Origin of the sequence: Parafannyhessea umbonata (assembly GCF_900111255.1) — a bacterium.
GTDB lineage: Bacteria > Actinomycetota > Coriobacteriia > Coriobacteriales > Atopobiaceae > Olsenella_J > Olsenella_J umbonata_A.
Genome location: NZ_FOGP01000002.1, coordinates 114747 through 127887, shown reverse-complemented (window position 1 = coordinate 127887; position 13141 = coordinate 114747). Strand labels below are relative to the sequence as shown.

The window sequence follows — 13141 nt, the reverse complement described above, 5'->3', positions numbered from 1 at the left end:
GGCCCCCTTTGCCATGCGCGTATGCGCGATGGGTTTGCTCCCCGGGGGGTCGTGCCCCTCTCCCCTGGGTTTCACCTCCGTGCGTAGTGGCCTTGCTGTGCTTGGCTGGCAGGGGAGAAGAGACTGCACGCGTTGTCCACGATGGCCTCGGCGAGCTCCGCCTCGTCCATGTCGCGGATCTTGCCGAGTGCGGAGATGGTGCGCTCGATCGAGTCCGCGACGGCCCGCGCTGAGAAGGGCTTGCCCTCCTCGGGAGGAAGGTCCGTCTCGGTGAGGAGGCGCTCGATTGGGATCTGCCGCGCGTACTCGCGGCCTCGACGCGTCTTGAGCATCATCTCGTTCACCGAGAACCAGAGGCCGGAGCGGACGGCGCGCGTGAGCTCGTCGCTCGTGCCGCTGAACCAGTGGAAGACGGGTCGGCAGGTCGCGAGGCAGCCCGTCTCCTCCAGTATGTCGAGGGCGAGCGTGGCCCCGCGGACCGAGTGAATCGAGATGACGGTGGGAGAGCCGCTCTTTCGCGCTGAACGTGCGGCGGCCTGACAGACCCGCTCGAAGGCCTGTGCCTGGATGTCGCGAGACCCTTCTGGTACATGGTGCGGCGAAAGGTCGATGCCCACCTCACCCACCCAGGATGACCCCTCAGCGAGGCTGCAGGCTGCGTCCACGGCCCTCCCGTCCGCTCGGCCATCGGCTACCCACCAGGGATGAAGCCCCGGCGCGACCCGAACGTTCGGTCGGTTCGCGAGTACGTGCGCGAGCGAACGGTATCCTTCGGGCCCAATGGTCGTCGCCAAGATGGAGAGCCCGATCCTCCGGGCGTCCTCGGCCACCTCGGTCGCGTTCGTCATGAAGTCGAGGTGGCAGTGCGCGTCGAAGAGCCGCGTGCCCTCGGGCGGGAACGCGGCGTTGTCTTTCGTCGCGTCGCTCATAGCGGCTTCTGCACGTCGAGTTCGTTGGAGAGGCCGGCCAGCTCGCAGATCACGCGGCCGGCGATCATCATGCCCATGATGGGCGGCATGTAGCTCATGGTGCCCAGCGTCACGCCCCTCTGAGGGCGCGAGCCGTCCTCGGGCAGCTCGCGCCCGCGAGGCGTGACGGGGAGGGGCACCTCCGACGAGTAGAGCACCTGGAGTCCCCTGATGCCGCGCTTGCGGCACTCCTTGCGCACTACCTTGCAGAGGGGGTCCGACTTGGTCTTCTCGATGGTCGAGAAGCGCAGGCGCTCCGGGTTGAGCTTGTTTGCCCCGCCCATGCTCGAGATCTCGGGCAGCCCCTCGTCCTGGCACCACTGCGCGACGATGAGCTTTTGGCTGACCGTGTCGATCGCGTCGACGACGTAGTCGGGGCGGGGAAGCGCCGCGAGCGTCGGTACGAGGTTCTCCTTCGAAAGGAACTTGTGGACCAGGGTCAGCTTGCACTCGGGGTTGATGTCGGCGATGAGCTCGGCCATGACCTCGGTCTTTGGCCGGCCAACCGTGGAGTGGAAGGCCACGGCCTGGCGGTTGATGTTCGACGGCGCCACGACGTCGCGGTCGACAAGGACGAGCTCTCCCACCCCGCCGCGCGCCAGCGCCTCGGCGCAGTTGGAGCCGACGCCTCCGATGCCCAAGATCATGACGCGCGCGTTCTGCACGCGCTCGAGCGCCTCGTCTCCCATGACGATGCGCAGGCGGTCGGTCGGGCTCTCCTGTGCTTCGACGGGCAGCGTGTCTTCGGTCATGCAGGGCTCCTCGGGTGGTCGGTCATGCTCTTCTCGCCCATGGTAGCACGCGCTTTTCTGTAGTCCTAACTCTATGTTTCGATGTGGCCCGCCTGGCGAGGCTTGCGTGCTATTCTCATTACTTGGCTGCGTCGTGCAGCCGTTTTGCAACCCAGCCGGGCAGAGGCGCGCGCTCATGACACGAGTGCCCACACCGTCTGTCGGGCGCGTACTAAGGCGGTCATTACCGTGGAAGAAATGCCTAAGAACTACGATCCTCAGTCGGCAGAGCCCGAGCTCATCGATAAGTGGATGAGCGCCGGATGCTACCAGCGCAGTAAGGGAGTGGGAGACTGCACTGTCGTAATCCCGCCGCCCAACGTTACGGGCATCCTGCACATGGGCCACGCGATGGACGACACCATCCAGGACACCTTCATCCGCTACAACCGCATGCGCGGCCGCTCGACCCGCTGGATTCTGGGCACCGACCATGCCGGCATCGCGACTCAGACCAAGGTCGACAAGAAGCTCAAGAGCGAGGGCGTTTCCCGCCTCGAGATTGGCCGCGAGAAGTTCCTCGACGCCTGTTGGGACTGGACCCACGAGTACGGTGGAACGATCGTCAGCCAGATCAAGCGCATGGGATGCTCCATCGACTTCGACGATGAGAAGTTTACGATGAGCCCCGAGTTCTCGAAGGCCGTCCGCAGGGTCTTCGTCGACTGGTACCACGACGGCCTGATCTATCGCGGCAAGCGCATCGTCAACTGGTGCCCCCATTGTCGCACGGCCATTTCTGACGACGAGGCCGAGTACCACGACGAGAAGGGCCACCTCTGGTTCCTTCGCTACCCGCTGGTCGAGCCCGTCGACGGCATCGAGTACATCACCGTCGCGACGACCCGTCCCGAGACGATGCTCGGCGACACTGGCATCGCGGTGAGTCCCTCCGACCCCGAGAAGCAGAAGCTCATCGGCAAGAAGGTCATGCTCCCGATCGTCAACCGCGAGATAGAGATCTTCTCCGACTGGCACGTCGACGCCAACTTTGGCACCGGCTTCGTCAAGGTCACGCCCGCCCACGACCCCAACGACTACGCCATGGGCCAGACGCACGACCTCGAGCAGATCAATATCTTCGACGAGACCGCCCACGTGGTGGACGGTTACGGCGAGTTTAGCGGAATGGACCGCGACGAGTGCCGCGAGGCCGTCGTCGCTTGGTTCGACGAGCACGGCCTGCTCGACCACATCGAGGAGCTCGACCACTCCGTCATGCACTGCTATCGCTGCGACACGGCGCTCGAGCCGTGGCTGAGCGAGCAGTGGTTCGTCGCCGTCGACAAGCTCAAGGAGCGCGCGACCGAGGTCGTGAAGAGCGGCGAGGTGACCTTCCACCCCGAGCGTTGGACCCAGACCTACCTCACCTGGATGGAGAACCTCAAGGACTGGTGCATCAGCCGTCAGCTCTGGTGGGGCCACCGCATCCCCGTGTTCTATTGCGAGGACTGCGGCTGGGAAGACGCACTTATGGAGGACGCCGACGTCTGCCCGAAGTGCGGAGGCCACCACGTTCACCAGGACGAGGATGTCCTTGACACGTGGTTCTCCTCGCAGCTGTGGACCTTTGCCACCCAGGGCTGGCCTGACGACAACGAGGAGCTCGCCCAGCACCACCCGACCAAGGTCCTCGTCACCGCGCGCGACATCATCGCACTGTGGGTCGCCCGCATGATCATGAGCTCGCTCTACTTCACGGACCAGATTCCGTTCCACGACGTGTATATCTACGCGACCATCCTGGCGAAGGACGGAAGCCGCATGTCGAAGTCGAAGGGCAACGGCGTCAACCCCATGGACCTCATGGAGAAGTACGGTGCGGACGCTATGCGCTACAACCTGCTGACACTCATCACCAACAACCAGGACGTCAAGTTCGATGCCAACATCGACAAGAAGACGAGGGAGCTCATCGACAGCCCGCGTACCGAGCAGGCCAGGTCGTTCGTCACCAAGATCTGGAATGCCAGCCGCTTCGTCCAGATGAACCTCGAGGGTTATGTCCCGGGCGACCCGAAGGCAGAGACGCCCGAGGACGCCTGGATGCTCTCCCGCCTCGCGAAGGTCGTCGCCGAGTCGACCGAGCAGCTTGAGAGCTACAACTTCGGTGACTACTCTCGCAACATCCAGTCCTTCTTCTGGGGTGAGGTCTGCGACTGGTACATCGAGCTGTGCAAGGGCCGCCTCCTGGACGGCACGCCCGACGAGAAGCTGCAGGTCCAGCGCAACCTCGTGTTCGTTCTCGATGCATCTATGCGCCTTCTGCACCCGGTCATGCCGTTCGTCACCGAGAGCGTCTGGGACGCCCTGCCGGCCTCCGGCCTCGACGACCATGACGCGCAGTTCCTCATGGTCGCCAAGTGGCCCGAGCCTGCCGACTTCGCCGGGTTCGTCAACGACAAGGCAGAGCACGACTTCGACCTTGCTAGGCGCGTCGTTTCCGCGGTTCGCTCCACGCGCGCCCGCTACCGCCTGTCTCCCAAGGCCGAGCTCGCGGTCGCGGTTCGCTGCTCCCAGGAGGACGCTGACGTCCTCGCTGCCCAGGATGCCTTCATTCGCTCCGTCGGCCGCGTGAGCGCGCTCGCCGTGTCCGACGGCCAGGAGAAGCCCGAGGGATCGGTCAGCGCCGCCGACGGCACCCTCGAGATCTTTGTCGAGCTCGGTGGTCTTGTGGATCTCGCCGCAGAGGCGAAGCGCCTGGAGAAGGAGCTCGCGAAGGCCGAGAAGGACCTCGCCTCCGTCTCGAGGACCCTTGGCAACGCCGGCTTCGTCGCAAAGGCCGCTCCCGCCGTCATCGAGAAGAAGCGCGCCCAGCAGGCCGAGCTCGAGCAGACCATCGCTCAGCTCAAGGACCAGATCTCCGACTTCTCGTAGTCGCGCTGGCTTTCATGGCTAATTGGGGAGGGGGGCTTGGCTCCCCTCCTTTCTTGTTCATCGAACCGTGGGCATCTGGGGCGACGCTTGCCCCCTCTCGTCCGTGTGCGTATCGTTACGGTAGGTGGTATGGCCGTCGAGCTGGCGAACGGAGGCGCATCCCATGGCCAAGAGGCTTCGTTTCGGGCTGGCCCTCTTTTGCGGGGTCGTCGTCCTTCTTTTCCTGCTGGTTGCCTGTGCGCGCGTCGCGATGCCCGACGGGGCGTTCGTCTCGGCGCTCGAGGCCGACCGCGACGGAAGCGACCAGCCGACCGTTCACGTCACCATGTCTGACGATCACCTTTCCGCGGCGCTCGACGACTACCTCGACCGAAACTTCTCGGCGTCGCGCGTCCCTGGCCTTGCCGTTGCCGTCGTCAGCTCGAAGGGCGTCCGCTACGTCGCGACCTATGGCGACGTGACCGATTCCAGCCAGACCTTCGTCATAGGCTCGCTCTCGAAGTCCTTTACGGGCGTCTGTATCATGCAGCTTGCCGAGCGCGGCCTGGTCCGACTCGACGCCCCCGTGTCGCTCTACGTACCGGAGTATGGGCTCGGAGACGCGGTCACCGTTCGGGATCTTCTTGACCAGACCAGCGGGCTCGGGTACTTCTCGCCCCTCGACGACCTGGGCACACAGGAGGGCGTGGGGACCTTCTCGTACGCAAACGTCAACTACGACCTCCTCGGACGCATCGTCGAGAGGGTCACGGGCCAGTCGTACGCCGACTACCTGCACGAGAACGTGCTCGACCGCCTGCAGATGAACGACTCCTCGATCGACGGCGTCGAGCAGGGGCGCGCCAGCGAGGCGCCAGGACATCGCAGCTGGTTCGGCGTGTACGTCGCGGACGGCTTCCGCCACGGGACCGGCGATGGCGCCTGGGGTGGCCCGGCCTCCGGCTACATACGCTCGAGCGTCAACGACATGGCCAGCTACCTGCGCATGTACCTCAACGGTGGAAGGGACGTCCTCGAGCGGGGCGACATCGACCAGACAGTTCGGGACTGCGCCCTTTTGGGTGACCCCGACTCCGCGTACGCGATGGGCTGGTTCGTGTGCGATGACGATGGAGAGCCCGTTATGGTGCATCCTGGCCAGGTCGAGAACTACGCCGCGCAGATGGTCGTCGTCCCCGGACGAGACCTCGGCATAGTCGTCCTCACGGACTGCGACGACGAGATAGGGGACAACGAGGGCTTTGGCCAGCTCGCTGACGGCGTGTACTCCATCGCCATGGGATATGAGCCCCAGGACGTCGATGCCGGCGGGTCGCTCGGCACCCACGCCATGCTCAACCTTGCCTACCTCGTCGCGGTCGTGGCGGCAGCGGCGCCGCTCGCTCTGCTGAGACGCTGGAAGGCTAAGTGGCTGCGTTCTTCTCGCCCGCGCCTGGTCCTTTGGCTTTGCGTCGCCTTCGAGCACGCCCTCCTCCCGCTGCTGATCTGGTGCTCGTCCGGCCAGATGGGAATGCGCTGGCACGACTTCTGCGACTTCTATCCCGAGCAGGGCCTCGTGATGACCCTGGTGCTTGGTCTGCTCGTCGCGGAAGGCGCGGCGAAGGTCGCCCTGGCCCTTTGGGACCTGCGCGGGAGGCGCAAGGGGGATGGGTCGGAAGAGCCCGCAGGTAGTTGAGTGGTTCCATTTCGTTTCGAACGCCGATGAGGAGCATCGCTTGACGCAAGAAGAAGTGGCCATGAGGAAGCGCGAGGCAAGGGAGAGGTGCCTTGCCCTGAGGTCGTCGCTCGATCCCGCATATCGCATCGCGGCCGACCGAGACATCTCGCGCCACGTGCTTGAGTCGAGCCCGTTCGCCTCGTCGCCGGCGCTGCTCACCTACCTCTCGATGCCTGGCGAGGTCGATACGCGCGCGATAATCGCCGCGGCGCTGGAGGCTGCCAAGGTGGTTGCCCTGCCGCGCTGCGTCCCCGGACGACGCATGGAGTGGCACGTGGTCACGAGTCTGGACGGACTCGTCAGGAGTCGCTTTGGCGTCGAGGAGCCCGACGGAGACCCCGCGACCCTGCTCGATTCGTCCCTCATGGGGCAGGCGCTCGCATTGGTGCCGGGCCTCGCCTTCGACCGCTCGGGCCATAGGCTGGGGTACGGTGGCGGCTACTATGACGTCTTCCTCTCTTCCTTCGAGGGTGCCACGCTGGGGCTCTGCCGCACGGAGCAGCTGGCTGACAGTCTGGCTTCCGCCGGGCTCGTGACGTGCCTCGACCTGCCGGTAGGGGCGGTTGCGACTCCTGCCGGCATACTTCGCCTGTAGGGCACGGGCGAAGGGTGAGGCACTTTTCCGCCGCCCATATTGTTGCGATTGCGGATAGCTTTGCGTCTCGTCCCCTCGTGCCATCGATTGCGGGATAGTATCATTTGTACCGTCGCGCGGCGGCGCCCGGTGTCGCCATACGTTATCCAAGGGGGAGTTGCTAGATGGCAGATTACAAGTCCGACATCGAGATCGCTCAGGAGGCAGAGATGCTTCCCATCTTCGAGGTCGCCAAGAGGGCGGGACTCGACGAGGACACGCTCGAGCCCTATGGCTACACCAAGGCAAAGGTCGACATCCACTCCCTCAAGGACAAGCCCCTCAAGGGCAAGCTTGTCCTCGTGACCGCCATCAATCCCACTCCCGCGGGAGAGGGCAAGACGACCACCTCCGTAGGACTTGCGGATGCCATGAACAAGATGGGCAAGCAGACGCTGCTGTGCCTGCGCGAGCCCAGTCTCGGGCCCGTCTTCGGCATCAAGGGCGGCGCAGCCGGCGGCGGACACGCGCAGGTCGTCCCGATGGAGGACATCAACCTTCACTTCACGGGCGACTTCCACGCGATCGGCGCCGCCAACAACCTGTGTGCCGCGATGCTCGACAACCACATCAAGCAGGGCAATGCCTTGGGCATCGACCCCCGTCGCGTCGTCTGGAAGCGTTGCGTCGACATGAACGACCGACAGCTGCGCAACGTCGTGGACGGCCTCGGCGGAGTCGCCAACGGCATGCCGCGCGAGGACGGCTTCGACATCACGGTCGCATCCGAGGTCATGGCGGTGTTCTGCCTCGCTACTGACCTGAAGGACCTCAAGGAGCGCCTGTCGCGCATGGTGATCGCCTACACCTTCGACCAGAGGCCGGTCACGGTCGCCGACATCCACGCCGAGGGTGCCATGACCGCGCTGCTCAAGGATGCCATCAAGCCCAACCTGGTGCAGACCCTCGAGAACAATCCCGCCTTCGTGCACGGCGGGCCCTTCGCCAACATCGCGCACGGATGCAACTCCGTGGAGGCCACCACGACTGCCCTCAAGCTCGCGGACTACGTCGTGACCGAGGCGGGCTTCGGCGCCGACCTTGGTGCCGAGAAGTTCCTGGACATCAAGTGCCGCGCTACCGGCCTTGTCCCGAGTGCCGTCGTCCTCGTCGCGACCGTGCGCGCCCTCAAGTACAATGGCGGCGTGCCCAAGGACCAGCTGGCCGATGAGAACCTCGAGGCGCTCGAGGCGGGCATGCCCAACCTGCTCCAGCACGTGTCCAACATCACGGATGTCTACGGCCTGCCCGTCGTCGTCGCCATCAACGCGTTCCCGACTGACACCAAGGCTGAGCTCGACCTAGTCGAGGCCAAGTGCAACGAACTTGGCGTCAACGTCGCGCTTTCCGAGGTCTGGGCCAAGGGCGGCGAGGGCGGAGTCGCACTCGCGGAGGAGGTCGTGCGCCTCTGCGACGAGCCCTCTGACTTCCACTTCTCCTACGAGCTCGACGGCAGCATCGAGGAGAAGGTCGAGGCCATCGCGACGCGCATCTACCACGCCGACGGCGTCGACTTCACGCCCACCGCGAGAAAGCAGCTCAAGAAGCTCACCGACCTTGGCTATGACAAGCTTCCCATCTGCGTCGCCAAGACCCAGTACTCCTTCACCGACGACCCGAAGAAGCTGGGCGCGCCCAAGGGCTTCAGGATCACGGTGCGTAACCTTCGTGTATCCGCCGGCGCCGGCTTCATCGTTGCGCTGACCGGTGACATCATGACCATGCCGGGCCTTCCCAAGGTTCCTGCCGCCGAGAAGATTGACGTTACCGAGGACGGCAGGATCGTGGGCCTGTTCTAGCCATCGTCGCTCAAACGTTGTTTCGGGCGCCCTGCGGGGCGCCCTTTGCTAGGAGATGTATGCACGAGAGACTGACTGACAAGACTCTTGCGGGCTTTGCCGAGGAGCTTTCTGCGCGCAAGCCCGTCCCGGGTGGTGGTGGCGCCGCCGCCTACGTCGGCGCGCTGGGCGTCGCCCTCGGTTCCATGGCGGGCTCGTTCGCGCTTGGAAAGGCGAGCCTGGAACAGTTCCAGGACGACGTGCGGGCCGACCTCGAGGCCGCCGAGCGCGTGAGGGGCAGCCTGATCGAGCTGGTCGACGGCGATGCCGCCGCCTACCTTGAGCTATCGCAGGCCTACAAGATGGACCGCACTGACGCCTCGAGGGCTGACGTGATCGAGCGTGCGACCAAGGGCGCGGCGAAGGTCCCGTTTGCGATGATGCGGGAGATCTGCTCCGCCATCGACCTGATCGAGGATCTTGAGAACAAGGTGAGCCATATGCTCCTCTCGGACATCGGATGTGGTGCGATCCTCTGCCGATCCGCGCTTGAGGCCGCCAGCCTCTCGGTCTTCGTCAACACCGAGTCGCTGGGCGACAGGGGCTTTGCCCAGAGCCTCGAGGCGGATTGCGCCGACATGCTGGACGACTACGTGCCCCGCGCCGAGGCCATCACGAGGCGAGTGGCGGATCGAATCAGGAGGCACTGATGGAGCTTGAGATGAGGGGAGCGCCGGTCGCCAAGGCCCTTGGGGCCAAGCTTTCCGAGCGCGTCGGGCGCCTTGCAGACGAGGGCGTCGTTCCCACGCTGGCCATAATCCGCGTCGGCGACCGACCCGACGACCTCACCTACGAGCGCGCTGCCACCAAGCGCTGCGAGGGTCTCGGCATGGCCGTGCGCAGAGTTGTTCTTCACCAGGGCTGTGCGCAGGAGGAGCTCCTCGGTGCCATTCGCGAGGCAAACTCAGACCCCTCGGTCCATGGCTGCCTGCTCTTTAGGCCCCTTCCAGAGCACCTCGACGAGGTACAGGCCTGCGAGGAGCTCGCGTTCCAGAAGGACGTCGACGGCGTGACGCGCGCCTCCTCCTTTGGCGTGTATGCGTCCCAGAGCCTGGGTTTCTCGCCCTGCACGGCTGAGGCCTGCGTTTGCCTTCTTGATCACTACGATGTTGCGCTCGACGGTGCCCGCGTGACCGTTGTGGGCCGCTCGCTCGTCATCGGCAGGCCCGTGGCGATGTTGCTCCAGGCGCGTGACGCCACGGTCACTCTGTGTCACTCGCACACGGTCGACCTCGCCGGCGCCTGCAGGGAGGCGGACGTCATCGTGGTCGCCACGGGAAGGCCCAACACGCTGCGTCCCGAGCACGTCAGGCCCGGACAGGTCGTCGTGGACGTTGGAATCAACTGGGACGAGGAGAACCAGCGCCTCGTCGGCGACGTCGACTTCGAGGGCGTCGCTCCCATCGTCCGCGCCATTACGCCCGTGCCGCGCGGCGTGGGCTCCGTCACCACCGCGGTCCTGGCCGAGCACGTTGTCAGGGCTGCCGAAAGGAGCGTTCGCTAGCATGGACAACCAACTATCGTACAACGCGCTCGACAAGAAGCGCGTCGAGGCCGCCGTTCGCGACTTCCTACTTGCCATCGGCGAGGACCCGGACCGCGAGGGGCTCAGGGGCACCCCTGACCGCGTGGCGCGCGCCTGCGAGGAGATCTTCGGTGGCATGCAGGAGGATCCTGGCGTCTACCTGCGCAAGCAGTTCCACGAGGGCGAGAACGAGGAGATGGTCATCGTCAGGGACATCGCGTTCTCGTCCATGTGCGAGCATCACCTGCTCCCGTTCGTCGGCAAGGCCCACGTTTGCTACATCCCGCGCAAGGGCAGGATCACGGGTCTCTCAAAGATCGCGAGGTGCGTCAACGGCTACGCCAAGCGCCCCCAGCTTCAGGAGCGCCTCACCTCGCAGATCGCCGACGCGATGATGCGCGAGCTCGAGCCCCTAGGCGTCCTCGTGGTCATGCAGGCCGAGCACACCTGCATGACGATGAGGGGCGTTCGCAGCGCGGGAGCGCTCACCGTCACCTCCGCCGTGCGCGGTTGCTTCGATAACCTCAAGACCCGCGAGGAGGCGCTGCGCCTCTTGGGCGTATAGCCTTCCCGGAAGGAGCATTCCCCACATGTACCAGGTTCCATTCGACGTCGAGCCCCTCACCTTCGAGGAGTCGCTGGACGTCCTTCACTCCGCGCTGCGCTTTGGCATCCAGCCCATGCTCGAGAGCGTCGAGGACATGTTGACCGCCTGCGGCGACCCCGACCTCTGCTTCAAGTGCATCCAGATCTCCGGTACCAACGGCAAGACCTCGACCGCCCGCTACACGGCGGCAATACTGGCGGGGGAGGGGCTCAAGGTCGCACTCTACACCAGTCCCGAGCTCGTAAGCTACAACGAGCGCATGGAGATCTGCGGCGCGCCAATCGCCAGGGACGCCTTCGCCCACAGCATTGCCGTCGCGCGCGAGGCGGGCAGAAGGGTCAACGAGTCTCGCGAGGCACAGGGCCTGAGGCCCTACGACATCACCGAGTTCGACACGCTGACGGTTGCGGCCATGGTCGCTTTCGCGGAGGCCCAGGTCGACGTTGCCGTGCTGGAATGCGGCATGGGCGGGCGCTGGGACGCGACGAGTGCCGCCAAGTCCATCTGCTCCGTCGCCGTGACCGGCGTCGGCCTCGACCACACGCGCATCCTGGGTGACACCCTCGAGGCTATCGCGGGCGAGAAGGCCGCCATCATCAAGCATGGGCGCACCTGCGTCCTGGGTGTGGGGACCGCGACGCCCGCGAGCGTGGAAGACGTCTTTCTCGACCGCTGCCGGGACGTGGGCGTGACCCCCGTCCTCCTGCGCCCCGACCGCCCCTTTGACGCCGCCGGAGAGCTCAATTCCGGCGAGCTCGCCTTCCATGGCGATCTTCCCAGGGCGGGATACCGCATCAGCCGCTTCCCGGGCCGTATCGGCGGCTCGCTTGTGGTTGACATCAAGACGCCCCTTGCCGAGTACGACGGCGTGAGCGCGCTCAAGCCTAGCTACCAGGCGGCCAACGTGTCCTGCGCCATCGTCCTGAGCGAGCAGTTCCTGGGTCGCCACCTCGATGCTGACGCACTCTTCGACTCGGTTGTGACCTGCCCTACGCCCGGACGTTTCGACGTCGTGCGACCCGAGCCGGTCGGCCTGATTGATGCGTGCCATAACCCCCAGTCGGTTGCCACATTCGTCTCTGCCGTGAGGGGGGTCGAGCCTGACGTCCGGAAGCGCCCTGTTCTTCTCCTTGCCGTCCTTGCCGACAAGGACGTCCGTGGCATCTGTCGCATCCTGGCGCCCGAGTTCCCGCGCTTCGTTGTCACGAAGACGCAGAGTCCCCGCGCGCTTGACGAGTCCGGACTCGCACGGATCCTGCGCGAGGAGGGGGGAGAGGTCGAGGCGACCTACCCCTCCGTTGAGGAGGCCCTCACGGCCCTGAGCGACAGGCCCTTCGTCGCCTGCGGATCCATCACGACGGCCGGGGAGGTCTCTAAGATCCTGCGCGGAAGCGACCGCTGGTAGCCACTCGCCGGAGTTTGTCCCTGCGGCCGCCTCCGCGCTCGCGTGCCGATGAGGTGTGGTGACGCCGTGCCTTGCCCGTTTGGGCACTCGCTTGGGCGCAGGTCTGATACAATTGCTCGAGTTATGGCCTGAGGCCATCAACGGAACCTTTGACGAAGAAGAAAGGTCATCGACGACATGTCTGAGCTTCTCGACCAGTTGATTACCCCTGAAGTGCGCATGGTCCTCTACCTGATGGTCGCGTGCCTCGTTATGCTCTACATCCTCTCGATCGTCTACGTCGTGCGCGATGCGCAGCGCCGTGGAGCCGAGCCCTGGTGGCTCTGGGCCGTTATCTCGGTCATTCCCATCGTCGGCCTTCTTGCCTACGTGATCCTTCGTCCCAGCTCCTACTTGGTTGACCGCGAGGAGCAGGACCTGGACATCGCCCTGCGCGAGCACCAGCTGTCCCACTACGGCATCTGCCCGAAGTGTGGCGCCCCCATCGACCGCGACTTCGTCGTCTGCCCGATCTGCAACACGCAGGTTCGCAACGTCTGCCCGACCTGCCATCGCCCGCTCAACGCGGACTGGAAGGTCTGCCCCTACTGCCGCACCCGCATCCAGTAGAGCCGCAAGCGCATACGCGAATCGATTGAGCCCGCCCTCTGGTGGGCTCTTTTGTTGGGCCGACGTCGCACATGGGGGAAGGGGATCCCTTTCGGGGGCGAGAAGTGCGTGGCCTTCTCGCCCGCATCCCGTCTTGCCTTGTCGCGCCTTCTTGTCGCGCCTTGCGGCCA

Annotated in this window: 11 protein-coding genes; 9 read left to right on the top strand and 2 right to left on the bottom strand. The window is 65.2% G+C overall.

From position 1 onward, the window contains the following. Positions 1 to 71 precede the first annotated feature (71 nt). Both BMY31_RS03305 and BMY31_RS03300 read right to left on the bottom strand, forming a co-directional pair. On the bottom strand, positions 72 to 929 hold the full coding sequence (locus tag BMY31_RS03305; protein ID WP_091008293.1) for a TatD family hydrolase: 858 nt from the start codon (positions 927 to 929) through the stop codon (positions 72 to 74). Next, complete coding sequence (locus BMY31_RS03300; RefSeq protein ID WP_091008288.1) at positions 926 to 1720, bottom strand: tRNA threonylcarbamoyladenosine dehydratase; 795 nt, start codon at positions 1718 to 1720, stop codon at positions 926 to 928. Before BMY31_RS03300 ends, BMY31_RS03305 begins: the two co-directional genes overlap by 4 nt. A 228-nt stretch (positions 1721 to 1948) precedes the next feature. Between BMY31_RS03300 and BMY31_RS03295 the strand changes: the two genes are divergently transcribed. The 9 genes from BMY31_RS03295 (at position 1949) to BMY31_RS03255 (ending at position 12971) form a co-directional block, all read left to right on the top strand. Beyond that, positions 1949 to 4636 (top strand): valine--tRNA ligase, encoded by a 2688-nt coding sequence (locus BMY31_RS03295; RefSeq protein WP_091008286.1) that lies wholly within the window; start codon positions 1949 to 1951, stop codon positions 4634 to 4636. Positions 4637 to 4799: 163 nt separating this feature from the next. Then, positions 4800 to 6311 (top strand): serine hydrolase domain-containing protein, encoded by a 1512-nt coding sequence (locus BMY31_RS03290; RefSeq protein WP_091008283.1) that lies wholly within the window; start codon positions 4800 to 4802, stop codon positions 6309 to 6311. Between the two features lie 40 nt (positions 6312 to 6351). Beyond that, positions 6352 to 6948, top strand: a complete 597-nt coding sequence (locus tag BMY31_RS03285) for a 5-formyltetrahydrofolate cyclo-ligase (RefSeq protein ID WP_180371345.1) — start codon at positions 6352 to 6354, stop codon at positions 6946 to 6948. 164 nt (positions 6949 to 7112) lie between these two features. Then, entirely contained in the window at positions 7113 to 8786 is a 1674-nt protein-coding gene (locus tag BMY31_RS03280) for a formate--tetrahydrofolate ligase (protein ID WP_091008278.1), read from the top strand. 59 nt (positions 8787 to 8845) lie between these two features. Then, complete coding sequence (locus BMY31_RS03275; protein WP_091008276.1) at positions 8846 to 9475, top strand: cyclodeaminase/cyclohydrolase family protein; 630 nt, start codon at positions 8846 to 8848, stop codon at positions 9473 to 9475. Further along, a complete protein-coding gene (locus tag BMY31_RS03270; protein ID WP_180371344.1) occupies positions 9475 to 10329 on the top strand; it encodes a bifunctional 5,10-methylenetetrahydrofolate dehydrogenase/5,10-methenyltetrahydrofolate cyclohydrolase in 855 nt (284 codons plus the stop codon). Before BMY31_RS03275 ends, BMY31_RS03270 begins: the two co-directional genes overlap by 1 nt. A gap of 1 nt (position 10330) precedes the next feature. Further along, positions 10331 to 10915, top strand: coding sequence for a GTP cyclohydrolase I FolE (folE, locus tag BMY31_RS03265; protein WP_091008274.1), 585 nt, complete (start codon positions 10331 to 10333; stop codon positions 10913 to 10915). A gap of 25 nt (positions 10916 to 10940) precedes the next feature. Next, positions 10941 to 12362: a bifunctional folylpolyglutamate synthase/dihydrofolate synthase gene (locus BMY31_RS03260; protein WP_091008271.1), complete on the top strand. Its 1422-nt coding sequence runs from the start codon at positions 10941 to 10943 to the stop codon at positions 12360 to 12362. Positions 12363 to 12539: 177 nt separating this feature from the next. Further along, positions 12540 to 12971 (top strand): zinc ribbon domain-containing protein, encoded by a 432-nt coding sequence (locus BMY31_RS03255; protein ID WP_078686846.1) that lies wholly within the window; start codon positions 12540 to 12542, stop codon positions 12969 to 12971. Positions 12972 to 13141: the final 170 nt, after the last annotated feature.